This is a genomic window from Tardiphaga sp. GW821-FHT12E02 (assembly GCF_058807155.1).
The window spans coordinates 246,894-273,349 of sequence record NZ_JBXAQK010000001.1 but is presented as its reverse complement, the minus strand read 5'-3'; the positions used below and the strand labels follow the sequence as shown (position 1 = coordinate 273,349).

Below are 26,456 nucleotides of genomic sequence, written 5' to 3'. Positions count from 1 at the left end.
ATTCCGTCAGCATCAGCGTCAGCGCGGCTGTAGCCGCCGCACCAGAGGATCACGGCGTCGCGGCAGGTCCGGGCTGATTTGCAGCTTGTGGCGGATGTAGTCGGCGGAACCTTCGCTACGGCCGATCCAGCGGCGGCCATCAATCCCACCGGCGGGCTGAATGACTGTGTTGCCGACGGCGCATCCAACACCTCACTGACGCGCTTGGACTTCCGCCACTCGACTGGCTCGTCGAATTTTCCAGACCAGAAGCCAGCCTTCGCGGCCTTTGCCTCCGCCTCCGCGCCAGCGTATCGGCCGTCGGAGTATCGCTTGAACTCGATCGCTCAGCCCCGGCGGACCATTTCACGTCCGATGTCGGTTGCACCTACACCAACCGGGTCGACATCTACGAGGTTGCCAATGGTCAGGCGACGCGGGTGCCGTACAAGCCGGAGAACTTTTCATTCGGGACCGCGACACCGCCACCGGCCGGCACAGACCTTGGGTTTGGCGGCTTCCGCCTTCATGCGCCTATCAACAGGCCCGACTATTACGATGAAGTCTGTGTGTTTCTCGGCGCAAGCTATTTTCGCGCAGTCGCCAAAGGCCAGGTCTATGGTCTCTCGGCGCGAGGCCTGTCGATCAATACCGGCGAGGCCGCCGGTGAGGAATTCCCCGCGTTCAGGGCATTCTGGATTGAGAAGCCGGCAGCCAATGCAAGTTCCGTCGTCGTTCATGCGCTGCTCGACAGCGAGAGCGCGGCAGCGGCCTACCGGTTCACGATCCGGCCGGGCGAAACCACTGTGTTCGACGTCGAGATGGTGATTTTCCCGCGGGTCGAGATCAAGACCGCCGGGCTCGCCGCGATCACCAGCATGTTCTTCTTCGGTCCCAACGATCGCAAGCAAGTCGACGACTTCCGTCCTGCTGTGCATGACTCGGACGGCCTCGCCATTTTTAACGGGCGCGGCGAACAGCTATGGCGGCCGCTTCACAACCCGCGTGATCTGCAAATCAGTTCGTTCGGCGACCGCAGCCCGCGGGGATTCGGGCTCATGCAGCGCCAGAAGGATTTCTCTGACTATCAGGACCTCGAATCCAGCTTTGAACGGCGGCCCAGTCTGTGGGTGGAGCCGATCGGCGACTGGGGCGAGGGATCAGTGCAGCTTCTGGAGATTCCAACCAACGAGGAAATCCACGACAACATCGGCAGCTTCTGGCGTCCAAAGAACGCGTTGCCGGCCAAGGGCGAGCAGGCGTTCACCTATCGGCTGCACTGGGGACCGGACCAGCCCAAACCGTCGGCGCTGGCGATCTTTTCTCGCAGCGGCGTCGGTGCCCGCGGCGATGATAATAGGCTGTTCGTGCTGGATCTGATCGGCGACAAGTTGACATCCGTTGATCCTGCCAAGATGAAGGGCGTCGTTACGGCGGAGAAAGCCGAGATCCGCAACATCGTTACCCAGCGCAACCCGCAGACCGGTGGCTGGCGGCTGAGTTTCGAAATGGCCGCCAAGTCCAAGACCCCGGTCGAGTTGCGCGCGATCCTCATGCAGGATGATCAGCCGGTCTCGGAAGTGTGGGTCTATCGATGGACACCTTGAATGCGCAAGCGTCAGTGTCATCACTGACGGCGGCCGCGGGCAACCTGCCGGCTGCTGTCGACGCGCCCTTTCTCCCCCCGGAGATGCCACTGGCGATGATTTCGCACGGTCTGGACGGTCAGGACGCGTCGCGGCGGCGTGCGCAATTCAGACCCATGCCGACTAAGCTGCGACGGGCCTATATTTTGTTTGGGACCGCCGCGCTCACGGCAGCTGGCGGCTACGAGATGTTCGAAGTGCTGCAGGTCGGGGGCGTTACCATCCTGGAAGGGATGGTGCTCGGGCTGTTTGCGCTGTTGTTCGCCTGGGTCGCCTTCTCCTTCATGTCGGCAACGGCGGGCTTCGCCATGCTGTTGGTGTGCGGACGCGATCCGCTGGCCATTGAGCCGCTGGCGCCGTTGCCGGCGATCTCGAGCCGAAACGCCATGCTTCTGCCGACCTATAACGAGAATCCCTATCGGATCATGGCGCGGCTGCGCGCGATCTGGGAGTCTGTTGCGGAAACCGGACATGGTGCGCATTTCGACTGGTACGTTCTGAGCGACACCACCGACGCCGCGGTCTGGATCGCTGAGGAAGAGGCTCTTCTGCAGTTGCGACGCGACGCGGCCGACGCTCCCAACATTTTTTATCGCCATCGGCCGCGCAACGTGGCGCGAAAATCCGGCAATATCGAGGAGTGGGTCAGGAGGTTCGGCGCCGGCTACGAGCATATGATCATTCTCGATGCCGACAGCCTGATGACCGGCGACACCATCGTGCGGCTAGTGGCCGGCATGGAGCAGCATCCCGGTGTCGGGCTGATCCAGACACTGCCGATCGTGGTCAACGCACGCTCGCTGTTTGCGCGCATGCAGCAGTTCGCCGGCCGGCTGTATGGACCGGTGATCGCATCCGGCATTGCCTGGTGGCACGGCTCCGAAAGCAATTACTGGGGTCATAACGCCATCATCCGGATTCGCGCCTTTGCGGGCGACGCCGGCCTGCCGGAACTGTCCGGGCGCAAGCCGTTCGGCGGCCATATCCTCAGTCACGATTTCATTGAGGCTGCCTTCATGCGGCGTGCCGGATGGGCCATTCACATGGCGCCGAAACTCGGCGGCAGTTTCGAGGAATGCCCGCCGTCGCTGCTCGATTTCGCCGCGCGCGACCGCCGCTGGTGCCAGGGCAACCTGCAGCATTTGGCGGTCCTGCCGGCCCGGCGGCTACATTGGGTGTCGCGCCTGCATCTGTTGACCGGGATTGGCTCTTACCTCACCGCACCACTCTGGCTGATGTTCCTGGTGATGGGCATTCTCATCTCGCTGCAGGCGCAGTTCGTGCGACCGGAATATTTTGCGAAAGGCTTTACGCTGTTTCCGCAATGGCCGGCACAGGATCCAGTACGCGCCGCTTGGGTGTTCGGCGGCACCATGGGCTTGCTGATCGTACCCAAGCTGCTCGCCTATGTGCTGCTGCTTACCCAGAGCGAGAACCGAAAAGATTTCGGCGGCGGCCTGCGGGTGTTCGCCGGCATCATCGTCGAGACCGTGCTGTCCGGCCTCGTCGCTCCAGTGATGATGATCTTCCAGTCGTCTGCGGTAGGCGAAATTCTGCTAGGCCGCGATGCGGGCTGGCAGGTACAGCGCCGCGACGACGGGGGCGTGCCGCTTCGCGAAATGGTCCGCAAATATAGTGGGCCGACCTTCGTCGGCGTCCTGATGGCGATCAGTGCTTATCTCGTATCGTTGCCGCTGTTCCTTTGGATGACACCGGTGATCCTGGGACTGCTCATGTCAGTGCCCGTTGCCCTGATTTCTTCACGCCTGCTGCCTGCGGGCCAGGGGGCAAGCTTGTTCTCCACGCCGGAACAGAACGTGCCTCCCGCGGTGCTTGCCCGCGCAAATGCATTGGCGCTGGCGGCGCCAGAGTACGGCGCTAGTCCATTGCACGCGCTGCGCACTGATACTGACCTGCGTGGAGCACATCAGCAATCGTTGCACGAAGCGCCGCGCAGCCGTGGCCAAATAGATTCTGATTTGGCTATCGCTCGTGCCAAGATAGCGGACGCCGAGCATTTTGACGAAGCAGTAAGCTTCCTAACATCCCGCGAGACTTTCGCAGTGCTCAACAGTCGGTCGGCGCTTCAGCAATTGGATAATTTGCCTGACCGACCGTTCGTATTGGGTGAAATGGAGAGATCCAGCGATGGTGAGTAAGGCCGGAATAGACGCTTCGCGAAAGCGGCGAACAACGCCAATTGATCTGGCATCAGCCAACGCTAAGCAAAAACCTCTTCCTTTGGGAGCTGCTGCGCGGATGAATTCGCGGGTCGTTCTCGCCCTCACGCTATTCGCGCTAGGAGCATGGACCGCTTCGGCCTTTCTACCGGCATTGATATGGGCGACTATTCTCGCAGTTACCCTCTGGCCACTATACCTAAAGTTTGCAGATCACGTTTCGTCAGGTCCTTCTAGCCTCGCGGCGTTCCTCTTCACCGCGATCGTGGCTTTGGTGCTGTTTACTCCGATGTCGCTTGCCATCTACCAGATCGCGCAACAAAGCGATGTTCTCGTGAATTGGCTGAAGCAAGCTCGTGAAAGCGGTGTCGAGGTTCCGGATTGGGTCGCTCGTCTGCCTGTTGCTGCGGAAGCGCTCCAGAGTTGGTGGCGCGCCAATCTTTCCGATCCGAAAGCTGCGGCAGCATGGCTGCAGACCGTGAATGCAGATAACGCGTCGGAGCTATTTAAGACTTTTGGCGCACAATTGCTCCATCGCCTGCTTCTGATGTTGTTCTCGCTGCTGACCTTGTTTTTCCTCCTCAGGAATGGCCGCGCAGTCGCGGGTCGCTTTCTCGAGACGTGCGACCGCTTGATCGGTGATGCAGGAGAAGGACTTGTCGAAAAAATAGTTGAAGCGACGCGCGGGACGGTGAATGGAACAGTCCTCGTCGCCATTGGCGAGGGAATGCTTATCGGTGTCGGCTTCTTGGTCGCCCGGGTACCCAATCCCGTTATGTTTACAATATTAACTACCGCTTTCGCGATGCTGCCGTTCGGGGCCTGGTTTGCTTTCACCACAGCAGCATTGGTTCTGGTTTCTGGCGGCGGTAGTGGTTTTGCGGCCGCCGGGGTGTTTTTATGGGGTGCGATCGTTATGCTCGCAGGAGATCACTTCGTATGGCCTTCCTTGGTCGGGAGTTCAGCGCGGCTTCCGTTCCTTTTTGCTTTTGTCGGAATATTTGGGGGAATCGCTGCCTTTGGACTGTTTGGGTTGTTTGTTGGACCCGTGATTATGGCAGCGTTGTTAACCGTCTGGCGCGAGTGGATATTCCGGCCCGCGCCGCAATAATGACCGAGTATGCTCAGCGATCTGCGTTCCACACTGGATGGAGTTCCCGACCTTCTTCAAAAGAATGTTAGACGGTTTGCAGTCTCCGTTTACGAGGCAGGGGATGGAGGCCGAGGGCTCGTAGGCAATCAGCGAGTTGCAAGCGAGAGCGCTGAAATTTCGCTGCTTGTAGAGTGGAATGGTTCGAACACCAGACCGAGCCGACCATGCGGTTTCCTCGACCGCGTTGTCCCCTAAGACAGAGCAGCGTCTTCTGCGACACGCTGTCCACCTCGTCCTTTTCAGTCAGGCCAATCCATTCGGCAGTACCAATGGCGGCTCATGGCGCAAAGCCGACATTCTACTTTTAACGGCAGTGACTCAGGCAATTACAGATATCTCCCAAAGTGTCGCCTAACGCAAACGGCCCGCCGTTAAAGGCGAGCCGTCCGTCAACGTTACGCGAGCGGTGTTACTCGACGATCTGCACTACGCGACGAGTGCGCGGATCGACCAGCACCGTGCGGTCATTCACGACTGTGTAGCGATATTCTCGCACCGACGCATAGTCATCTGGCACGTCGTAATAGGTCACGCCATCAGCTGGCAGTACGGTACCAACGGCTACCGGCTCGGCGTAGGTGTACGAGCGAACGTTGCGGCCTTGGACGTAGGTGCGGAAGCGGGGACGGTCGTCCACACCAAGCACGCCAGCCACGCCACCGACAACACCACCCACTGCCGCGCCGACCGCAGCGCCTACCGGACCAGCAGCGCGTTCGCCATCACGGGCGCCACGCTCCATGCCACCCGGGACGCCCTGAGCCATTGCGACCTGGCTGGTGGCGATCAAAGCAGCGACTGCAACAAACGATATAAAACGAAAAGACATAGTGAAACCCCATGAGAACATTGCCCGCGCTACAAGTTGCGGTGCGGCAATACGTGCCAGAGGCTTTCGGGGTGAATGCCTATCCCTTCGCTGACGAGATTACGCGGCGCAGCTCGGAATCCTTCCTTAAGGATTGCAGGGCATTTTAATCATAGGCGGATCAGTAATGCGTACCGCCGGCAGGTAGACACGACAGACTCGCCGGGAGCGACACCGGCGAGTTTTTCGTATGTGATCAGAACAAGCCGGGGCTCAAGTCCAGTCCGTAAGTCATAAGCAAGAGACAGACGAACAGGCCAGCCGCAGCGAACATGGCGACATGGACCAACGGGCTTGAGCTTTTCGGGGCCTCTTCTGCAACGATGGCTGGACGCTTCAAGGCTATAGGCATGACATCCTCCGCATTGCTTGCACACATGGGTGCGGCAGGCTGTCGCAGAGGTTCAAAGGTTCTGGATGATTTTCTCTCGCGGCAAGTTTGGGCCAGACGCCTTCCGATCGGTTAATCGATGAACGGCGTTGTGGGAGGTGCCGCGGAAGTCTTTCTGATCTTCCTGAAACTCGGATTGACGTCGTTCGGCGGTCCCGTCGCGCATCTCGGCTATTTCCGGTCCGAGTTCGTCGAACGTCGGCAATGGCTGAGCGAAAACAATTACGCCGATCTGGTGGCTCTGTGCCAGTTCCTGCCCGGCCCGGCCTCGAGCCAAGTGGGTATCGCAATTGGCCTGTCCAGGGCCGGCTATCTCGGCGCTCTTGCCGCCTGGACGGCCTTCACGCTGCCCTCAGCCATCGTGCTCGTCGGCTTCGCATATGGGCTGAATGCCGCGGGCGGCAATTTTGGTGGCGGCTGGCTGCACGGACTGAAGGTCGCCGCGGTCGCGGTCGTTGCGTTGGCCATCCTCGGCATGGCGCGGACGTTGACGCCCGATCGCCTCCGCGCGTCGATCGCCGTCGCCGCCATGATTGTTGCCTTCCTGCTGCCGTCCGCCTGGGGGCAGATCGGCGGCATCGTGCTCGGTGGAATTTTGGGATTGGCGGCCATCAAGGCTGTGCCGCCGGTCGACGCGACGGTTCTACCGCTTCCGGTCAGCCGGCGAGCGGGCATGGCTTCGCTCGCCCTGTTCATAGGACTGCTTCTGGGGCTGCCGCTGCTCGCTTCCCTGACAGGCAGCGGAACACTGCAACTCTTCGACATCTTCTACCGCGTGAGTTCCTTCGTGTTCGGAGGAGGACACGTGGTGCTTCCTCTGCTTAAGGCCGAAATGGTGCCGGCCTGGGTGAACTACGACGCCTTCCTCGCGGGATACGGCGCAACCCAGGCCGTTCCCGGCCCGTTGTTCACCTTCTCAGCCTATCTCGGCGCCGTCATCGGAGGATGGTCGGTCGCGCTGGTGTGTCTTCTCGGCATATTTCTGCCTTCCTTCCTGCTGGTCGTCGGCTTCCTGCCGTTCTGGGAGGTGCTGAGGAAGATTTCCGTGGCGCAGGCGGGGCTCGCGGGTGTGAACGCCGCGGTCGTCGGGCTGCTGCTCGCCGCGTTCTACGACCCGGTCTGGACGGCGGGCATCACAGACCGGTTCGATTACGTCCTCGGCCTCGCCGCCTTCGTGATGCTGTACGTCTGGAAAGCACCGCCCTGGCTGGTCGTTGCGCTTTGCGGTGTGGCTGGGCAGCTCTTCATTTCCTGACGGCGTCCGTGCCGCGAGCATATTGCCTGTTTCTGCCGCAGGCGCTCGACAAGCTGTTCGGCAGCCGCCTTTTTGTCGCTATCGAGGACGTAAGAGAGCGAGCGAGCAAAAGCATGAGCGTTGTCGCCCCTGGCCTCCAAGCTCTTCGACATCCGCGCCCGGGCCTTGGTCGCCTGACACAAGTACGAGGCTTTGAATTGGCGCATCTAAGGCCTATGGTCGGCCCACCATCCGGCTCACTCTGTCGCCGTCTGATCTGCCTAATTGAATGGATGGGTATGCAAATTCCCCCGGCGACACTCCTGACCGACATCGCGCAGCAGGACCGTTTTCAGCTCCTGATCGATGCGGTGAAGGACTATGCGATCTACCTTCTTGATGCGGATGGCCATGTTGCGACCTGGAATACGGGCGCGCGGCGATTCAAGGGATATACGGAGGAAGAGATCGTCGGTCGGCACTTCTCGGTCTTCTACACCGACGAGGACCGAGCCATAGGGCTGCCAGGCAGGGCGCTTGCGACCGCCTCGACCGAAGGACGTTTTGAGTCGGAGGGGTGGCGGCTCCGGAAAGATGGCACGCGCTTCTGGACCCATGTCGTCATCGATCCGGTCTACGACGCGGCCGGCGGCATCATCGGCTTTGCCAAGATCACGCGGGACATTTCCGACAAGAGGGCCATCGATGAGGAGCTGCGGGCGAGTGAGCAGCGCTTCCGTCTCCTCGTTCAGGGCGTCAAGGACTACGCCATCTACCTTCTCGATCCAGAAGGTATCGTGACCAATTGGAACGCTGGCGCCGAGGCGATCAAGGGGTACACCGAAGCGGAGATTGTCGGACGCCACTTTTCGGTCTTCTACACCGACGAGGATCAGGCGGACGGAGCGCCTGCCCGGGCGCTGGCAACTGCACTGACGCACGGGAAATTCGAGGGCGAGGCGCAGCGGGTCCGAAAGTCGGGCGAACGGTTCTGGGCCAATGTCTTGATCGACCCAATCCATGACGCCACCGGAAAGCTGGTCGGTTTCGCGAAGGTCACGCGGGACATCACGGAACGCCGCATCGCGCAGGTCGAGCTGGAGCGATCGCGCGAGGCGCTGGCGCAAGCGCAGAAACTGGAGGCGATCGGACGCCTGACCGGCGGCGTCGCCCACGACTTCAACAATCTGCTGACTGTCATCCGGATATCCGCGGATTTCCTGCAGCGGCCCGGCATCACGGAAGAGAAACGCGCGCGGTACGTCCAGGCCATTTCCGACACCGCCAGCCGCGCGACGGTGCTGACGGGACAGCTCCTTGCATTTGCGCGCCGGCAGCCCCTCAAGCCCGAGCTCTTCGACGTCGCGGCGCGGATAAGAGATCTGGACCAGATCGTTCGCACAACGGTCGGCGGAACGGTGGAAGTCGAAATGATGCTGCCGGACGCCGGCATGATGATCGAAGCCGATGCAAGCCAGTTCGAAACTGCAGTCGTCAACATGGTCGTTAACGCCCGAGACGCTATGCCGGACGGAGGACGCGTAACCATCTCCGTCAAGACGGTCGACGTTGTTCCCGCCGTGCGAGGCCATGCCGCCGCGGCAGGCAAGTTTGTAGCCGTCGGCATCGCTGACCAAGGAAGTGGCATGGCTCCCGAGACGCTCGTCAAGATCTTCGAGCCGTTCTTCACGACCAAGCCGGTCGACAAGGGCACGGGCCTCGGCCTGAGCCAGGTTTACGGCTTCGCGAAACAGTCCGGCGGAGAGATCAATGCCGAGAGCGTCCTCGGGTCGGGCACGACCTTCACGCTCTATCTGCCGAGGAGCACTGCTCAAGCCACTCCATCCCGCTTGCCGGTGAAGGAGGGCATCGCCCCAGGACTTCCGACCCGCAGGATCCTTCTCGTCGAGGACAACGAGGCGGTAGGTGCATTCGCTGCCGATCTCCTGAAGGAGCTTGGCCAGGCCGTCATGTGGGTCGGGGACGGACAAAGCGCGCTCGACATGCTGCGGCAAGACGGCGCCGACTACGATCTTGTCTTCTCGGACGTGGTCATGCCCGGCATCAGCGGAATCGAACTGGCACGCCAGATCGCGGCCGAATGGCCCAATCTCGAAGTCGTTCTGACAAGCGGATACAGCCACGTCCTTGCCGAGGAAGGCTCCTTCGGCTTCGAACTCCTCAAGAAGCCGTATTCGATAGACGGGCTGCTGAAGGCCCTGCGGCAGGATCGACCGACGTGATATCCCTCATCGAGCACGCGACGTAGGCGTTGCCGATCTTCGTCAAGAGAAGATCCGGCGGAAGAAGGCTACGGCCGCCGCTCGCTATCCGATCTTTTGGCCAAGGCGTCTGCCAGCCGCTTTTCGAACTCGGATCTGCGCTGCTCGATGGGCGCCTTGAAGATGTTGTCGCGAGCGATCAACGTTCTGCCTTCGTCGGACGTCAGCCGGTCCATGTTGCAGTCCTCGAAGATGCAGCTGGTGAAAGCGAGGGCTTGCGTTGTTTCGTCGATGAGGATCGTGGCCTTCACGAACTCGCAGCAGTCGTACCTCTGAAAGCAAGTCCTCGCCCGAAAATCCAGAAGCGTTCCCTGAAAACGCTGCTTGTAGATGACACGCTCTTCAAAGTCTTCGAACTCGTTCATCCGTGGCTTCTAGCAGCGATGATCGCCGTCCGCCATTATCCGTCGGCCTCCTACTGACCCCAACTCACTGGCCTGCCGACCGCATCGCCGGAACCTGACCCGACACCCATGTTGGACCGGCTGTCATTAGCCGAATGTCGGCTCATGGCGCAAAGCAGACATCTCAACGCTACAGCATTAGTTTCAGCGCAAGAGTTGAATGATGAGAGCTACCGCCATGAATGATGGAGGCGCAGTTTTAAGTGGCAGAAGGTGCCGCTTCTTCAAGCTAAGGTCCGAGCAAAGGAAGTGTAAGCTCAACGAATCGTTGGGGACGCACCGTGAAAGCTGCAATCAATGATCTAAGACGCAGAGCTGACCAAGCTCGCAAGCTTGCTGCCTCCGCTACGTCGAACGACATTCGTGACGCCATGACAGCGGCTGCTAGACAGTACATGCAGCAAGCGGCAGAATTGGAAAGGGCGTTGGGTTACGGCAGTAGCAAAGATATGTAGGCGCTAATTATTGCCGACTGCTCGACGTACTTCAAAGAAAAACCCGCGAGCATGGCGGGCTTTGGTAGCAACCTTAGCTGATCGCTAGCCTACATCACGCGGAGGTTTTCAGCCGAAGCCTTGCCGGAGCGCCGGTCGGCAACAACTTCGTAGCTGATCTTCTGGTTTTCATTGAGCGAAGTGAGGCCGGAGCGTTCGACCGCGCTGATGTGGACGAACACGTCAGGTCCGCCGCCTTCCGGTGCAATAAAGCCGTAACCCTTGGTGCCGTTGAACCATTTAACAGTGCCGATAGCCATTCCAAAATTCCTGTGAAGATATATCCAAACCACCGCATCATACGCACGATGCTGCGCCACTTCCAAGACCGATAGCGCGACGCGGGGTCGCATCGGCTGGCGCTCATGAAAAAAGCTTATCCCTGATAAAACGAGACGTAGGCGTCAGCCTCAGGTGGCGGGGCTTCCGCCATTCGGCTTTGTCCAGCTCTCGCGTGTCGCCAATGGCGAGTGTTCCGCTCACTTGCTCCAATGCCTGCTCAAGCGCCTTCGAATTCAAGGCGCTTTCATGAACGGAGCCAGAGGCTCTTGCTATGACTGGAACCAGCACGCAGATTAACTGAAAAATAACCAGAAGCGTTCAAAGCTCCTCCATTGGCTATGCCAGACTGCGCTTGAGCGACGCAGAGAATGCCGTCCGGATGAGCAAGCCCGGCATTTTTTTGCGCAATAACGTGAAACTTAATGGCAGCCACCCAGCGTTTCGAGCCAAGTTCGCTGCAGTATACTTTCCCCAACGGCAAGAGCCGTCGTTTCTTCGATCTCAATTTCTTGCGGCATACAAGAAATTTCGCCTCACTGCGGATCAACTCCGGACAGCGATCTCACGCACCGTGCGCGGCTACCACTGCAACCGCCAAGGATCGGAGATTCACTAACACGAGCGGACGGGCGCGCGCGTCAATTGCTCCCGCTGAGCCTCTCACGATCTCTTTCGAACTACAGCGATCGCGGCTCGAGCAAAAGGACGGCAGGCTTCGCGCGAGCGTTGGCGACTAAGGTTGCGTTCGACGCCGATACTAGAATCGGAGCGCGGGGACCGCTTCCGCATTTTAGTGTGACGAGTCTTGGCGCCACAGTCGCTCGTTAAGTATTAACAAGACTGTGAGCAGTTGATTCCGCACCTTACCCCACCCGTAGCGTGGCGCACACGTCGATGCGGAGAGCGCCAGCTCCGGCAGCACACCTGAGAAAATCTTCGCCCCGAGTCTAAAAGCTATGGGTCCCAGAATGGCAAAATACTTGGGCGGCGTGCTCACGCGGCAATGTGCCCGGCCATCGACATGAACTGTAGTTCGAAGTCACTCGCAGGGCATGGCTTCCCGAAGTAGTACCCTTGTCCTTCTCGGCATCCCATTGCTAGGAGAAGATCAGCAGTCGCTGCATCCTCGATCCCTTCGGCAATCACCGAGAGATCAAGCCCCTCCGCGAGACCAATAACCGATCTTACAATTGTCCGATCGCTTTCACATGAGAGAGCGTCCTTTACAAAAGACCGATCAATCTTCAGCCCGTGAAGTGGGAAAGACTTTAGATAGCTGAGGCTGCCAAATCCAGTACCGAAATCGTCGAAGACAAGTCTCACACCAGTTTGCTTCAAGCTCTCGATCGCTATCTTGGCCTGGGCTTCGTCGTCAAGAAGAATGTCTTCTGTGACTTCAAGCTCGATGAGGTCCGGCCGAATGGGGGCGTCACGTAGCAGCGTCTCAATCTGCGCGCTCAGCGAGCTATCTGCAAACTGGCATGGCGAAAGGTTGATGCCGATCCGAAGCTCATGGCCCGCTGCAGCCCAGCGACTGGCTTGTCGCCATGCGGTGTCTACTACCCAGCGCGACAATCCATTCGAAACTGTAGTCGCGTTCGCGATTGGAATAAATTCAATCGGCGGCACTAATCCCCGAGACGGATGGCGCCAGCGAATTAAAGCTTCTGCGCCGACAACTCGTTTGCTTTCGAGGCAAACCTGAGGTTGATAGAAGAGTTCAAACTCATCGTTATTCAAAGCTCGGACAAGATCTTCCTCGGTAGCGAGACGCTTCTCGATCGTGTCGCGATCTCGCATCTGGTAGAAGTTGGCAGCTCCATCAGCCTTATCCTTATCCAAAGCTATGTATGCATTGCCGAAGGCGGCTTCGGTGGTCGATCCATGATCAGGTAGTTGTACCGCACCGATTCGAACGTGGGCGTGGTGTAGCCGCTCGCCAACCTGCAACGGCATATCAAAGAGAGCTTTGATCGTGTCCGAAAATCTCGCTGCGGCGTCTGCGCTGCAATCGTTCGCCAATACCGCAAACGTTTCATCGCCAATGCGCGCTAGAAAATGGTGGCCTTCTGGTAAGTGACGATCAAGTGACTCGCCAACTGCCCTGATCAACTCCCCACTGAATGAGCGCCCAAGAAGAACACTGGTGTCGGATATCCGATTTACACGCACTATGAAAAGGCAGTGTTGACGATCGCTTGACGTCAGTAGTGCTTTAAGGTGTTTTTCAATGCTGTAGCGATTGGGCAGGCCGGTAAATGAGTCAAATTCGGCCAAATACTTGATCTTTTCGGCTTCTCTCTTTCGCGTCGAAACATCTCTTAGACTTAAGCCAAAGCTTAGGCCGTCCGTATCCTCCCATGACGAAAAGCAAGCCTCTGCGTCGAACTTTTGTCCATCTTTCCGGAGGCCGTCAAACTCGATGAGACGTCCGTTATGACTTGCAATAAGGTCGGCAGTGATGCCCACGACTGCGCTGGAATTTGTTGCATCCGCCATTAATTCAGTGAATGAACGGCCGATTATCTCGACCGGCTGGTAACCAAAGATCGACTCGGCGGCAGGATTCCAGACCGTAATACGCAAACTCCCGTCCATGCAGATGAGTGCGTCGCCCATAGACATTGCAATTCGACGAAATCGTCGCTCCGCCACGCGTGTCATCAAGCCGCGGATGTCTAGTTCCTGGAGGGCGATCGCTAGAAAATATGCAGCGAAAGTAATCTGCAGCAGCGACGTATCCACGATAACGGGAAAATAAAATTGGATACACAGCGCGCTGGCTTCAATGGCGATGGAGGCAAAAGCAATGAGTATAACGAGCCTCTTCGCGGGAATTCGAGGCCAACCATAAACCATCGCAATGAGAGATAGGATGACGCCCGTCAGACTCAAAACCCAAGACGTTGCTGTCAATGCCCGGTTTTGGGCGAGCGATTCAGCGGCAAGTATCTGCAGCAAGGGTCCGGGCAGAACGGACGCGTTGGGAACGCTAAACCGATCTCCAAGTTCTATCGCGGTACCGCCGATCAGGACTTTCTTTCCTCGAAGGCTTAAGCGCGACGCTGAGTTGGCATCAAGTACGTCCGAGTAAGAGACCATCGGTATTTCGCGGAATCGAATACCGTGGTCGATGTAGAAAGGCGGCTTCGAAAGTGTGCCGCTTCCGGACATTGCCGTAGCGATAGAGGGAATTAGTTCATTTCCCACTCGATCCGAATAATCATATTTCCGGACACGGCCGTCTTTCTCAACTTTGACTCCTGCGGAGGCAACCCATGCATCGGCGGTCAAAAGTGGAATTGGCAGATTATCGTGGACAGAAGGCGAACCACTTTTTTTTGATTGTTGAAATGCGGGAAGGACGACCGAGCTCGTTGATGCTTTAATCGCTTCAGCCAAGTCGCCATCGGCGGCTGCCGTTGATGGCGAGCTGAAATCTACGTCGAAAATGATATCGCTGACCCCAACTGAGTCGAGCTTTCTGATGAGATCGGCATGAATCGATCGGGACCAGGGCCACGCCCCCATAGCTTCGATCGAGTGAGGGTCAATAGCTATGAGGGCAATATTACCCGTCGGCGGACGGGGAGTGAGCGAGAAGCGCCAATCGGCTGCGAAGTTAAACAGCGATGCGGAAACTCCGGTCGCGGCCGCTAGAGCTACGACTAACATCGCTAAAAGGTGAGCGCGATAAGGCTTCATCGTTGTCATCCGATCTAAGCGTTATTTTTTTCCGTTCCCATTTCCATTGCCGTTACCGTTGTTGCCATTGCCGTTGCCATTATTCCCGTTGTTGCCGTTGCCGTTGCCGTTGCCGTTGCCGTTGCCGTTGCCGTTGCCGTTGTTACCGTTGCCATTATTTCCGCTGTTGCCATTCCCATTGTTGCCGTTCGCACGGCCGTAACCGTTGCCGTTATTACCCGCTCCTGAATTCCCATTACCCGAGGCGGTGTCGCTTGATCGTCCGTAGCCATTTCCGTTGGCACCGGACTTCCCATTGTTTGTGATCGAGTTGGGGTTGGCGGAAGCGCTCGGCGTGGAGGAGGGCGTAATGACAGGGCTGGCAGCGGCGCCGGCTACGTTGCTAGGTATCGCCGCGGCGGTCGTGTCCGAGTTTGATCCGTTCGATATTGCCGCGGATGGGCTCACGTTTTGTCCGGAGCTCCAATAACTCGCGCGTCTTGGTTCGCCACGACCGGGCTGAGCATCTGATGTGCCCCGCGCGAGGCCGTTAGTCACGCGGTCAAAGTTAAGACGTACGTCGCCGATCGGTGCGGCGATTTGCGTGGGGCTGTTCTTGCTGTGAGATCCAGGTCCGCGATTGCCGTTTTCGCCTTCCGAACGGCGACCCGCGGGAGCAGCGGACGGAATAGGAGTGCCTACGGCTGCGAGCGTGCGGACTTGAATTGCGTTCGCTGCTGAGCGGGGTGCTGGTAAGCCTGACCGCGGCACCGGAAGCCGGTCAAATGTCGGCGTTCTAGGTGCGCCTTGTTGGATGGGGCTGTGAATGCCGGGACCTGATATGAGGAGCCCAACGTTTCCAGCCGAGCGAGACAACACTGTCTGGCCGGGCAGGACTTGGGCGATCTGACCAGATTTAAAATCAGCGACCTCGACCTGACCGCGAACAACGTTGACGTTGGTCCCTCTGGAGGTAACGCTAACCCTAAACTGTGTTCCCTTCACCACAGCAGCGAGATAAGGCGTTTCCACCTCAAAATGCTTCACGTTTTTCTTCTCGACATCCAAAAGGATGGAGCCTGCCTTCTGAACAATTGTGGTTGAGAGTCCGTCCGATGCGGCCGTCGGAAGTTTCACTTCAGAGTTCGGCGATATGAGAATGGTTTCCTCGCCACGTCTGAGCATAACGCGACCATTCTGACCGGTGCGGATCGTGTCGCCTGTTCGAATTTCCTGGCTCGTGAGCGATACCGGCTGTGCCTGGGCGCTGACGGTCCAGACTTGTCCCGAGGATTTGGCGATTTGCCAGCCACGTTCGTCGCTTGCGTAGGCGGGGTTTGCCTGAAAGGCGACCACGATAAAAGCTACGGATAAATGTCTGATATGCGACACAAAAATGCTCCAGAACAAGGAACCGTAACGCTATCTGGAAACATTCAAAAATAAATTTACGTGCAAGGACACCTACGACTCGCGCGTTAAGGCTTCATTGACCATACGAACCTACCCACTTGATCAGCAGCAAGTTTTTGTCGTTGCGCGTCAAGAATTGGATTCTATGGCACCGTTTTGCTTTGCCGATAATCGCCTGATCAAATCAGCATTTGCCACAGGCCTGGTCGCCATATCGCTTATCGGAGGATTGACCGCGGCGCTCTCCCAAGCAGCCAGTCCTGGCTTCGATCCACTACAGCCGGAGAAACGCTTCGAAGCTGCCAGGCGGGGGGCCGAGCAGGGCGGCGACGAAACTTCCGTTCCCGCTGTTTCGAACCGAAGGGGCGTCGTCGGAGGCGGCAGAAGATTCAAGGTGCGCGGCATATCGCTCGTTGGAAACCGCACGATATCAACTCCAGCCATCGAGCCTCTGTACCGCAAGTTTGTTGGCGGCAGCATCACCGAAGGCGAGCTTGGTGAGCTCGCTGCAAAGATCAGCGAACTCTACCGCGCCAATGGGTATCACCTGACCAGGGCAATTGTGCCGACCCAAGACGTCGCAAGCGGCGTTGTAATTATCAAAGTCGTTGAGGGAACTATCACTGAACTCGTCGTTGACGGAGAACCTGAGGGGCGGTTCGGTGTAAAGACCCTGTTGTCGCCGATCTTGGCAGAGATGCCATCTCGCCACCAAACGTTGGAACGTCAGCTTCTTCTTTTAAATTCTCTTCCTGGGATCCGGGTCACCGATACGTCATTAAAAGAGATCGGCGAAACAACCGGAGCGTTTCGGCTTTCGGTATTCGTCAAGTCATGGCAAGTTTATGCATCGCTCGGCACCGACAATCTCGGATCGAGCTCTGTGGGACCGTGGCAGTCTTATGCAACGGGAGCATTTAATTCGTATCTCGTTGCGGGTGACGCTCTAACGATCAATGGATCGACTATTGCAAACGACCCTAACCAACTTGGGTTTGGTCGCATCGGTTATGATGCACCAGTAGGCGTGAATGGTGTGAGACTTGGCGGGTCGGCATTCTACAGCGAAGTTCGACCGGGGGACTGGCGTCGAGAATACGGCAACCTCACACGAACACAATCAGCCGAGATACACGCGAGCGCCGTTCCGATTCAGACGCAACGCCAGACCTTAACTATGACATTAGGATCGCAGTTCACGGATGTTTCCGAAAGCGATGCGTTCGGGTCTTTGTACAGAGATCATTTGCGGACGTTATATCTTACCGGAGATTACCGTCTGAAAGATGAGTATGGCGGCGTCAACTACCTTACGCTTACCTTGCGTAAGGGGCTGGACGTGTTGGGCGCATCGAAAGTCAATGACGAAGGATTGTCGCGATATGGTGGATCCGCTCAAGCCGCGACGGTGAACCTACAGTATGCACGGTACCAGTCTCTCGCTAATGATTGGTCTGTGAAGATTGCAGGCGCTGGTCAGTTTGCCTCGACACAACTGCTTACCTCGCAGCAGTTTTATTTGGGCGGCGGCTCTTTTGGCCGGGGCTACGGCAATGCTGAGATTAGCGGCGATAATGCAATGGCCGGATCTGTCGAATTGCGTTTTGATGGAACACTGAACTTCGGATATTTGCGTGGATATCAAATCTACGGTTTTGCTGAGACTGGTGTCGCTTGGAATGTCGGATACCAGTACACAGATGGCCTTTCTCTTGCTTCAGCCGGCGGCGGCATTCGGTTGTTCCTTGCGGAAAACTTACAAGCCGACTTCGGTGTCGGTGTTCCTCTAAGCTATCGTCCGTTCGACAACATCAACCGAAATCCAAGATTTCTGTTCTCTATTTCGAACGCTTTCCGAATGTAGCGACGGCGCGTAGCGTCACGGACCTTCGGCCCACGAGACTTGCTTGTCCGACCGCAAGTCTGCTGATGGCCGCCAAGTGAACGTCGCAGTGCTGGGCCCTGTCCGATTACGCATGTCTGAATATGGTGCTCCTATCGATGGAGCGTCCAAATGTCTCTCGGGAAGCAAGCTAAGACCCTGACCAAAGGCCAGACTGAGGCCATTCTCGGCTTTCTCTCGAAGTCCCGATATCCAACCAGAAATCGGGTCATCTTCCTCCTTTCCCTAAAGGCTGGGCTGAGGGCCAAAGAAATAGCCCTCCTGACCTGGGAGATGATCACCGATGCGGACGGGCAGGTCGGTCAGGCCATCCACCTTCAGGACAAAGCGAGTAAAGGCAGGTCAGGCCGGATCATCCCCTTGAACGGTGAGCTCGGGTCGGCCCTTCAGGCTTTAAAAGATCACTTGGGGTCCAAGGCTGGCAAGTACGTGATTTCGTCTGAGCGATCGACGAAGGTCAGTCCGCAGACGATCGTGAACATGTTCTCACGTTGGTATGAACTGCTCGGCTTCATGGGATGTTCAAGCCACAGTGGTCGTAGAACATTCATCACGAACACGGCACGGAAAATATCGACTGTAGGCGGATCGCTTCGAGATATTCAGCTGCTAGCCGGTCATACGAACCTGAGAACAACGCAGCGATATATCGATATCGACGCCGATGCGCAGAGAAAGGTCGTTCAGCAACTCTAGTCGGGTCAATGTCGTGATTGCCCACTAGACCTGTATCAACAGAAGAAACTGTAACTCAGCTCTGAAAGCCACGCTGACTTTGCCGACGAGGGCTGTGCCCTCAACTCTTGCAGTCTTGCCCGTGTAAGACCCGGAGAATCCGCAACTGACTTCCCGCCTACCAAATAAGAGGTTCTTGCCGGGCGCGTCGGTGTGTTGACGCGTCGTTAGTTCGCCACGTCATCTCCCGCCCTTGGCATCGAAAGTCCCCATGTAATAAAAGAAGCTGTCGCCTCCGATGAGCGCTGCATCCTGCAGGGTGATGATGCCAGAGGCACGGCGTCGATCCTCCCCATCCATCGAGATGCGTATCGAATAGAGCCCGTTGGCAATTGGCATGGGCAGGTCCGGCCTGGAATGTGGCGATATCAGCTCAATAAAGGTCCGCGCGGAGAAGCTCAGAGCTCACAACAATATACGTCGAAATCTCAGTTAAGGCGCGCGTTAGAACGTCCCCGCTTCGGTTGAGAAACTGCCAAAAGCGCAGGAAGCAATTGGCGGCCTGAGGCACCGGATTTATCGTGGTCCGTATGACATACGAACGACTACAGCCGGCAAGGGTCGCAAAACGAAGCCTGTAAGCGAGATGGAAATCTAGAACTCGGTAATCGATGAAATGGTCCGCGGTTCGAGCGTCATAACCATCGACGAATACGTTTTGGACCCACCGCGGGGTGCACTGCGCAAGCAGAGTCGCTTCCGCCAACGTGATGAAGGCAGGGGCGGAGAGCCTAAGTTTCTCGGACATTGCTTCGTCGATGCTAAGCGGCCCGAAAAAGAGCGGCGCGTACAATTCGAGCTTTCCTGTGGATTGCGTTTGCAACCATTGGACACCGTAAACAACCAGGACGAGAGTTGTGTTGGAAAACGGCTGGGGGCTGTGATGAAGAATATCTTTGTAGTCGGACTGCTGTCTCTGCCCGTCGGGGCCTGCGGAACTCAGTTTGATCTAGCAAAAATGGTGCCCGTCTCTGGGCAAACGCTCACTTCAGGATTCGCGTCTCAGGAGGCCAGGGAACGTACACTTATCGCGGAATTGCAAGAAGAGGATGAAAGCTTGCGTTTCCTCTCGAAAGGAAAATACAGCTGCGGAGACCCGCGCCTTCTCGCAAAACTTTTAGATCGCGATCCAGCCAAAATCGTCGCCGACGTTAAAATCAGCAAGAAGTTCGATAGAGCCAGAAACTTCGTCGATGGATACCTGAAAGCGCTAACTGCAATAGTCGCGCAAAACAAGAGTGACATCGAAACAGTCGACGCAGCGTCCGGCATCGCGACGGCAGTAAACTCGTTCAACCCCACTCCCGCCGCACCAGCAATAACAACTGCGATCGCAGCGTTTCAAGTGCTCATCCGAGAGGGTGTAACTTCCGCCAATGTCGGGCAGATGAAATATGTCGCTGAGCAAATGCACCAGGATCTCAAAAGAGCTGTTGCAATACTGAGAATAAACTATCCTGCTTTCGCGGCGACGGAGACCGGGTTTTTCCGCAAGTGGAATGAGTGCGCTCTCGAGAAGCTTGTTTACATACGCGACCAGCCAAACGGCCAAGTGCCGGGCTACGAGAAGTACAGCTATATTTTCGATAAAAATGGTGGCCTTGAGTTAAATGCGGCCTATTCAGCGTATCTTGCAAAGCGTAGGACGCTTCAGGCTGTGCCTCTCAAGATGGAAGTTTTTGAGGCAGTAGTAACTGAGAATGAAAAGCTAAAGAGCGGCGACTTTAGTCTGCAGTCGGTCAACGCTACGCTGCAGCAACTTGTTTTGCTCAAGAAAGACTTCGACGCCGTCGTGACGGCGACCGAGCCTCTGGTTGTCTCGTCAAGGTGAATCGCCGAAAACTTGCTTCGTGTTAGGCAAATGCGCCAGCGTGCTAGGTTGTGGGTTACGCTCGATTCATCAAAGGATTGTCCACCATGGCCGAGCCTTTTCTCAAAGATTTCACGACGTACCCGAGGATGGTGCGTTGGTTTAATCCCATCTTGTTGCGCAAGCTGCTCAACAACGTCGTCACATCGAGCATGTTCGGCCAGTTCGCCGACCGGCGGCTGATTGTGGCAGCTCTCGATTCTGTTCCCGCACAGGAATTAGTCAACCGGGCGACGGCGATCCGCAAAGAGCTCGAACCCGACAACGACGGCGCGGTGTGGATCGACTTTGTCGCCGACTTAGGCGACGGATTTGATAGCACCTTCGCAGTTGCGAGCTTGTTGGCAAGAGATCAACTCGCGGTCAAAGACCTGAAAGAGCCGTTGCCTCGGGGGCAGATTCTCGTGATGGGCGGCGATGAGGTTTATCCAGTCGCCGAGGAGAAGACCTATAGGAATCAGTTGTGGCAGCCTTATTCGTGGGCGTTCCCTGACCATGACAAGCTGAAGGACGAAGGTACACCGCTGTTTGCAATTCCTGGCAATCACGACTGGTACGACGGCCTAGTGATGTTTCTCGCCTTCTTTTGCCGCGAAAAGCCCATGCACTTTGGCAGCTGGCGTACCCGGCAGCGGCGCAGTTACTTTGCTATTCAGCTAACTGACACTTGGTGGCTCTGGGCGATGGACATCCAGCTCGCCGATAACATGGACCAACCGCAGGCCGACTACTTCAAGATCATATCTGATGCGATGGGCGACGACTCGCGCATTATCCTCTGCACGGCAGAGCCGGGTTGGCTCTATACAGACACGAACAAGAATTCTTGGGAGATAGTTGAATATGCGATGGGCATCGCGCGCAAGGTCAACAAGCGCTTCACCGTGCCCATCCTCCTCTCTGGTGACACCCATCACTACAGCCGCTACCAGGCTGCCGACGGCACTCAGCTAATTACGTCAGGCGGGGGAGGCGCTTTTTTGCACCCGACCCATCAACTTGACGATACGGCCAGCCTGGGATGGTGCAAGGGGCGAAAGGACATCGCCCTCGCCACATTGAACAACAAGCAGGATGGCGAGGCGGCAGTCTATCCATCTATGGAGACAAGCCGAGATCTCGTTTGGAGGAATCGGTTTTTTGCGGCGACGAACTGGGATTTTTCGATCCTAATGGCAGTCGTTTACATGGTCGTCGGAATCCTTATCGGCGCGCGCAACGAGATGGACACCTATTGGGTTGTGTTTTTACTGATGACGTGGGCAATCATCGGATACACAACTAAGCAGGAGAGCGTGTCACTTAGTGACATTTTCCGAGTCTGGCGAAAGGGGAACTACAACACCAAGTCGTTGGGGCCGTTAGGACCGTCAAAACTCAAGCTTCAGCTCAAGAAGGCCCTAATTGTCTGGGTGACAAGCCTAATTCACGCGTTCGCGCAATTCTGGCTGGCTGCCAAAGCTGCACAATGGGCGATTTCTCACGGCATCACCGCTTCGGCGGATTACCCGGACTTCTGGCTCTGGCTAGGAGGGCTTGCTGTGACCTCAGGCGTGGCCGGGCTTGTGGGCGGCAGCACGATCTTCGGATTGAATATGCTCTATACCTGTCGATGGCTGCAAATGAACCGGAACGACGCGTTCAGTGCTTTGCGAATAGGCCGCTACAACAACTTCGTCCGTTTGCGTATTTGTGGTGACGAGGTCAAGATACATGCAATTGGATTGAAAGACGTCCCGAAGAGGGATCAATGGGAAGACAATAAGAAATACAAGGAGGGCGATCCCTCCGAGCCGCGCTGGTCGGTGAATGGTGGCTTAAAGCCGCACATAATTGAGCAGCTGACAGTCAAGGGCAGTACGGTGCCGTTGCCCTCCTTTCCATGATTTCGCTCTGCGTTTTCGCAGATTGACTGTAGTCAACTAGATCGGCTCATCGTCAGCTGAGGCGTCTGGCACTGTGATAGGTAGTCCTTCGGGGATTCTGTAGTTGGCGTCCTTGATCCTGGTCAGCGCGGTGATGGCAATCATGCTCTTGTTGTCACGCGCTGAATGACGGGATGCCTGCTTCACGAGCTTGAAATCGCCGTAGTAGATCTCCGACCAGTCGCCATTCAAGTCGATCTTGAGGCAAAGCAGCAGATCTGCCTCGCCGCGAAACCCAATCTGAGACGCCGCGAAGTTCGCCTTGACCTGCACGGTCTTTCCGTCCGGTGTCTTTGCGTCGTATCCATTCGCTCCGCGTGGAGCAGGTTCAAGTCCATAGGCCTCAATAGCAATGAACTCGCCGTAGTCGCCGAGGAGGTTGCCGAGACCGGCCCACTTGAACTGGGGGGCGAGGGACTTGAGTGTCCGCTGGGAAGCGAACAGTGAGGCAAGTACGCCCTTCATCGCCTCGATACGTTGTTCTTTGGAGATCATGTCTGGTAGGGCTCGAATCAAACCAAGGAGTGGCGCGTTAAAGCACTACCCAAAATTGCAGAAGAGAAGTAGCCTCCCGGCCAAAAATCGATCCGGGGGAAGAAATGGTTGCCGTTCTGAGTTTTGACGAGGCATTGAAGGCTGTCCGCGCAGCCAAACACAAGCATCTTCTGCTAGGGAACGGCTTCAGCATTGCGTTGAAGCCTGACATTTTCACCTATGGCTCTCTCTTTGAGAACGCTGACTTCAGCAAAGTGCCTCACGCCAAAAGCGTCTTTGCAGCCTTAAAGACGAAGGATTTCGAAGCCGTCATTAGACACCTGTTGAATGCAGCTGCCGTTGCGGCGCTGTATCGACCTCAAGACAAGAAACTAGTAACTGAATTGCTGGCGGATGCTACAGCGATCAAGGATGTACTGGTTGCCGTAATCGCTAAGCGCCATCCGGATCGGCCGTTCGAGATCACCGCAGATCAATATGCTGCGTGTCGCAAGTTCCTCTCGAATTTTGGACATAAGTTCACACTCAACTATGACGTTCTACTCTATTGGGCGTTGATGCAGACCGAAGTAGATGAGCTCGATCTGATGCCGGATGACGGATTTCGCCATCCAGAAGACAATTTCGATGCTCCCTGGGTATCGTGGCAGCAGGGTAACTCGGCGACAGTGAGCTATCTCCACGGAGCTCTTCATCTATTCGACGCAGGATCGGAGGTTACAAAGTACACTTGGTCGAAAACAGACAAGCCCATTATTGATCAGATTCGAGCCGCGCTCGATGAAGAGAAGTATCCGCTCTTCGTCTCAGAAGGTACAAGCGTGAGTAAGTGGGACCGTATCTTGCACGCAGCATATCTGCACAAGTCGCACCGCAGCTTCGAGTCGTGTTGTGCGTCATCAGGTAATGCGATCGTCGTCTATGGGCACTCGCTGGATGACAACGACGATCACATCCTTCGCTGCATTCCAAAAGGGAATTGTGGGTGGCTGCTGGTTAGCCTGTTCGGGAAGCCTGATACACCGGGAAATCAGAAGATCATTGCAAAGGCGGAGAAGTTCGTTGAGATTCGTGGGCCAGGAAAGGGACGTCGTACGGCGCTTGACGTGATCTACTACGATGCTCAATCGGCTAAGGTCTGGGGGTGAGCGGTGCCCGACATTCGTCCACTCGTGAATAAGATGAATTCCTTTGGTCGCAGCGATGGCGTGGATTGATCCAGTTTCAGCAGGCTGCAAACCTCACTGTGCGTATTCTCATCGATCGGCGTGGACCTGATCCAATTCAGATAGACGCAGTAGGTTGTGAGCTTCTCGACGTCGTGTTCCTTGATAAGTACGGCGCTGGCGACCCGTCGATCCCAAATCGCAAATTCGGCCGGTGCCACAAAGTGCAGCAGCTTTGAAAGACCTACCACGCTATTTTGGCATATGGGCATAAGCGGTTTGAGCTCAGAGGTCGGAATGTTATTGCCGTCTTTTATTGCTTTGAAGGTGTCGCAGGCCTCCAGGTAACGCTCGTAAGGCCTATCAAAGTCGTGAAGCAACCCACATGCCATCCAAGAGTAGACAAGTATGAGCCCTTGCCAGAAGCGCTCGCAGTCACCTTCAGTCTTGTCAAACTGGCATGTCGCTACATGTGATAAGATGTATCGATAGGAACCATGATAGAATTTATCTCGCTTTTCGATGTCATCAAGTCTTATTGAGCTGGAAACCGTCTTCCATCGATTAACTAGATCGATGTTCTTAAAGCGAGTTAGATCAATCATTGTGATCTCGAACCTTGAATTATCCAGTGAAAGCCTACGACATGCTCTGACTACGAGCTGTTGAATCCAACGGGATTTGGATGGATCTGGTTGGATATCCAGCGAGATATCGGTTCAGTATCTGGCAGAAACCTAGCATCTAGGGGATCTGGCGATCCGTAAGATACATCAATGAGCTGTACTTTGAATGAATTTGATCCATCTGGAGCTTGATTGTTCTTGTTTGATTTCTGCTTGTAGCTTTCTGGTCTGATCGTAGTGTCGTAACTCGATACTACGGTGCTGATTCCGATTGAAACCAGATACCCCCGATCATCTGCCGATCGATTCATGAGGGCTCGCCAGATCTCATCAAGGGTAGAAATCTCGCGGAACGAGAGAGCTCGCTCGTCCGTGATGGTTTCGGCCCCATATTCTCTCCGACCAAGGCCTGCCCGCCACACACTCGCTTCCAGCTGATCAGCTAGATCTCGTCCGAAGCCGGGATTGTAACGGAGCGTCTCGTTGCCACCCTTGGTGATATAGGCAGCGATATTTGCCAGGTTCTTCGTGATTTCGTTCGTACGGAAGAACGCTTTGAGCTCGACCTGATAGGGAGCTTTCGACCAGAACGGAGAGGCCTGCAGTCGATCTCGGATCTCATCTTCCTGTAGTATCGAGTTACAGAGATCCAGAATTCCATGGATATGAACAAGAATACCAGTATCAAGATATCCATCAGCGGGATCAATCAATCCTTCAAGCACAGTCAACTTCCTGGCTTGATCTCCCTTTGATGCCCTTATCCGTCTCATCAGATCCAGGCTGACGACCTCGACCTCAACGGCGCCGAGGAAGCGAGCACCAGTTGGAGCCAGTACTCGCTCGATCTCTCGCTCCATCTCCGTGGCAGATGCGACTGCTCTGCCGGTATCGACTGGAACGACGGAGTGCAGGATTGTTACGAACCGGAGGTTCGACTGGTCCTCGCTCCGACCAAAGATTTCGCGGAAGTCATTGGTCAGGAGCTCTGCATGCTCCTTGGAGACCTTGTCGTGGAGAATTGAGCCGGACCCATGACAGCCGGCTTGGACGAGCCGTGTCTTCTTGTGGCTGCCAAGGTCTGGCTTCATGAGGGAGCGGAGAGCCTCAAGTCGCTCGCTTGAGGCTTCTTTGCGTTGCAGAATATGTTTGCTGATCATCGAGTATTTATATTCAAGAGACCAATGTGAGATCAGCGATCGAGGCGATCCCCGGTAGCTCTTTTGATGACGCTGAGCCAATCATCCACGGCGACCCCCACATCGTGAGGTTCGTAGGTCAACTCTCGGGGGCCTTCACACGTCCTCTCAATGAGCGTCAGTAGGGGCGTGTCGCCAGGCTCTTTGATCTGACACGCGATTGTGGCGTTTACACCACCAGCCTTGACGCCGCAGTACTGGTCAATCCAAAGAGCGTCCGGATCCTGACGGCTCTTGCGCCGTCGGCCACCAGCCTCGACGTACGCCTTCCGTTTGCTGTTCTTAACCTTGGCCGCGAGTTCGGCAAACGGCGCGAGCAATTCCTCGACGCGGCTCGGAGCCCACTCGATCAAAGCGAGCAGGTGCTCCTTGTACCGCCCCCGCTGGATGCGCTCGATGGCGGCTGCGCGAGCCAGTTCCTGCTTACCGTACCTTTGGCAGTTCCCAATGTAGGTATCGAGCTGAGCGTTGCTGAATTTAGTCACATCGATCGTGTTCATCGGGTCTGCCTCTATCCTAGCCTGGCT

The 26,456-nt window shown here is 56.5% G+C and carries 20 protein-coding genes and 2 pseudogenes; 10 read left to right on the top strand and 12 right to left on the bottom strand.

The window, feature by feature from the left end; all coding sequences use genetic code 11:
* Positions 1 to 359: 359 nt before the first annotated feature.
* The 3 genes and pseudogenes from AC1RQ5_RS01260 to AC1RQ5_RS01250 form a co-directional block, all read left to right on the top strand.
* Positions 360 to 1,586 (top strand): annotated as a pseudogene (locus AC1RQ5_RS01260) (glucan biosynthesis protein G); the annotation flags it as partial.
* Complete coding sequence (gene mdoH / locus AC1RQ5_RS01255) at positions 1,574 to 3,784, top strand: glucans biosynthesis glucosyltransferase MdoH (protein ID WP_493196792.1); 2,211 nt, start codon at positions 1,574 to 1,576, stop codon at positions 3,782 to 3,784. The pseudogene AC1RQ5_RS01260 and the gene mdoH, both read left to right, overlap by 13 nt.
* Entirely contained in the window at positions 3,774 to 4,916 is a 1,143-nt protein-coding gene (locus AC1RQ5_RS01250; RefSeq protein WP_493196791.1) for an AI-2E family transporter, read from the top strand. The genes mdoH and AC1RQ5_RS01250 overlap by 11 nt, the downstream gene beginning before the upstream one ends.
* A 451-nt stretch (positions 4,917 to 5,367) precedes the next feature.
* Here the strand turns inward: AC1RQ5_RS01250 and AC1RQ5_RS01245 are convergent, their stop codons facing one another.
* The gene (locus AC1RQ5_RS01245; RefSeq protein ID WP_493196790.1) at positions 5,368 to 5,787 is read right to left on the bottom strand and encodes a DUF1236 domain-containing protein; all 420 of its coding nucleotides are present in this window, start codon (positions 5,785 to 5,787) and stop codon (positions 5,368 to 5,370) included.
* Positions 5,788 to 6,296: 509 nt separating this feature from the next.
* Between AC1RQ5_RS01245 and chrA the strand changes: the two genes are divergently transcribed.
* A complete protein-coding gene (chrA, locus tag AC1RQ5_RS01240) occupies positions 6,297 to 7,472 on the top strand; it encodes a chromate efflux transporter (RefSeq protein WP_493196789.1) in 1,176 nt (391 codons plus the stop codon).
* 278 nt (positions 7,473 to 7,750) lie between these two features.
* Positions 7,751 to 9,694 (top strand): hybrid sensor histidine kinase/response regulator, encoded by a 1,944-nt coding sequence (locus tag AC1RQ5_RS01235; RefSeq protein ID WP_493196788.1) that lies wholly within the window; start codon positions 7,751 to 7,753, stop codon positions 9,692 to 9,694.
* A gap of 68 nt (positions 9,695 to 9,762) precedes the next feature.
* Here AC1RQ5_RS01235 and AC1RQ5_RS01230 read toward each other — a convergent pair whose 3' ends face one another.
* The 6 genes and pseudogenes from AC1RQ5_RS01230 to AC1RQ5_RS01205 all read right to left on the bottom strand — a co-directional run bounded on the left by AC1RQ5_RS01230 (position 9,763) and on the right by AC1RQ5_RS01205 (position 16,007).
* Positions 9,763 to 10,098: a hypothetical protein gene (locus AC1RQ5_RS01230; protein WP_493196787.1), complete on the bottom strand. Its 336-nt coding sequence runs from the start codon at positions 10,096 to 10,098 to the stop codon at positions 9,763 to 9,765.
* A 583-nt stretch (positions 10,099 to 10,681) separates the two neighbouring features.
* On the bottom strand, positions 10,682 to 10,891 hold the full coding sequence (locus AC1RQ5_RS01225; RefSeq protein WP_493196786.1) for a cold-shock protein: 210 nt from the start codon (positions 10,889 to 10,891) through the stop codon (positions 10,682 to 10,684).
* Between the two features lie 103 nt (positions 10,892 to 10,994).
* Positions 10,995 to 11,108 (bottom strand): annotated as a pseudogene (locus AC1RQ5_RS01220) (NUDIX hydrolase); the annotation flags it as partial.
* Positions 11,109 to 11,157: 49 nt separating this feature from the next.
* The gene (locus tag AC1RQ5_RS01215) at positions 11,158 to 11,346 is read right to left on the bottom strand and encodes a hypothetical protein (protein ID WP_493196785.1); all 189 of its coding nucleotides are present in this window, start codon (positions 11,344 to 11,346) and stop codon (positions 11,158 to 11,160) included.
* Positions 11,347 to 11,906: 560 nt separating this feature from the next.
* Positions 11,907 to 14,618 carry an EAL domain-containing protein gene (locus tag AC1RQ5_RS01210; protein ID WP_493196784.1) on the bottom strand — a complete coding sequence of 904 codons (2,712 nt, stop codon included), beginning with the start codon at positions 14,616 to 14,618 and terminating at the stop codon, positions 11,907 to 11,909.
* Between the two features lie 21 nt (positions 14,619 to 14,639).
* Positions 14,640 to 16,007, bottom strand: coding sequence for a FecR family protein (locus AC1RQ5_RS01205; RefSeq protein ID WP_493196783.1), 1,368 nt, complete (start codon positions 16,005 to 16,007; stop codon positions 14,640 to 14,642).
* Positions 16,008 to 16,086: 79 nt separating this feature from the next.
* Here AC1RQ5_RS01205 and AC1RQ5_RS01200 point away from each other — a divergent pair, with 79 nt between their 5' ends.
* Both AC1RQ5_RS01200 and AC1RQ5_RS01195 read left to right on the top strand, forming a co-directional pair.
* Positions 16,087 to 17,874 (top strand): ShlB/FhaC/HecB family hemolysin secretion/activation protein, encoded by a 1,788-nt coding sequence (locus AC1RQ5_RS01200; RefSeq protein ID WP_493196782.1) that lies wholly within the window; start codon positions 16,087 to 16,089, stop codon positions 17,872 to 17,874.
* Between the two features lie 150 nt (positions 17,875 to 18,024).
* Positions 18,025 to 18,609, top strand: a complete 585-nt coding sequence (locus AC1RQ5_RS01195) for a tyrosine-type recombinase/integrase (RefSeq protein ID WP_493196781.1) — start codon at positions 18,025 to 18,027, stop codon at positions 18,607 to 18,609.
* Positions 18,610 to 18,828: 219 nt separating this feature from the next.
* Here AC1RQ5_RS01195 and AC1RQ5_RS01190 read toward each other — a convergent pair whose 3' ends face one another.
* The gene (locus AC1RQ5_RS01190; RefSeq protein ID WP_493196780.1) at positions 18,829 to 18,987 is read right to left on the bottom strand and encodes a hypothetical protein; all 159 of its coding nucleotides are present in this window, start codon (positions 18,985 to 18,987) and stop codon (positions 18,829 to 18,831) included.
* A gap of 277 nt (positions 18,988 to 19,264) precedes the next feature.
* On the opposite strand from AC1RQ5_RS01190, the gene AC1RQ5_RS01185 reads away from it, so the two are divergent.
* Positions 19,265 to 20,479 carry a hypothetical protein gene (locus AC1RQ5_RS01185; protein WP_493196779.1) on the top strand — a complete coding sequence of 405 codons (1,215 nt, stop codon included), beginning with the start codon at positions 19,265 to 19,267 and terminating at the stop codon, positions 20,477 to 20,479.
* An 86-nt stretch (positions 20,480 to 20,565) separates the two neighbouring features.
* A complete protein-coding gene (locus AC1RQ5_RS01180) occupies positions 20,566 to 22,404 on the top strand; it encodes a metallophosphoesterase (RefSeq protein ID WP_493196778.1) in 1,839 nt (612 codons plus the stop codon).
* A gap of 36 nt (positions 22,405 to 22,440) precedes the next feature.
* Here the strand turns inward: AC1RQ5_RS01180 and AC1RQ5_RS01175 are convergent, their stop codons facing one another.
* Positions 22,441 to 22,938 carry a DUF6998 domain-containing protein gene (locus tag AC1RQ5_RS01175; RefSeq protein ID WP_493196777.1) on the bottom strand — a complete coding sequence of 166 codons (498 nt, stop codon included), beginning with the start codon at positions 22,936 to 22,938 and terminating at the stop codon, positions 22,441 to 22,443.
* A gap of 104 nt (positions 22,939 to 23,042) precedes the next feature.
* Here AC1RQ5_RS01175 and AC1RQ5_RS01170 point away from each other — a divergent pair, with 104 nt between their 5' ends.
* Positions 23,043 to 24,086 carry a DUF4917 family protein gene (locus tag AC1RQ5_RS01170; RefSeq protein ID WP_493196776.1) on the top strand — a complete coding sequence of 348 codons (1,044 nt, stop codon included), beginning with the start codon at positions 23,043 to 23,045 and terminating at the stop codon, positions 24,084 to 24,086.
* Here AC1RQ5_RS01170 and AC1RQ5_RS01165 read toward each other — a convergent pair.
* The 3 genes from AC1RQ5_RS01165 to AC1RQ5_RS01155 are packed head-to-tail and all read right to left on the bottom strand — an operon-like array spanning position 24,062 to position 26,429.
* Positions 24,062 to 24,709, bottom strand: coding sequence for a hypothetical protein (locus AC1RQ5_RS01165; RefSeq protein WP_493196775.1), 648 nt, complete (start codon positions 24,707 to 24,709; stop codon positions 24,062 to 24,064). The genes AC1RQ5_RS01170 and AC1RQ5_RS01165 overlap by 25 nt on opposite strands.
* A 50-nt stretch (positions 24,710 to 24,759) precedes the next feature.
* The gene (locus tag AC1RQ5_RS01160; protein ID WP_493196774.1) at positions 24,760 to 25,890 is read right to left on the bottom strand and encodes a hypothetical protein; all 1,131 of its coding nucleotides are present in this window, start codon (positions 25,888 to 25,890) and stop codon (positions 24,760 to 24,762) included.
* Between the two features lie 32 nt (positions 25,891 to 25,922).
* Entirely contained in the window at positions 25,923 to 26,429 is a 507-nt protein-coding gene (locus AC1RQ5_RS01155) for a hypothetical protein (RefSeq protein WP_493196773.1), read from the bottom strand.
* Between the last annotated feature and the right edge of the window lie 27 nt (positions 26,430 to 26,456).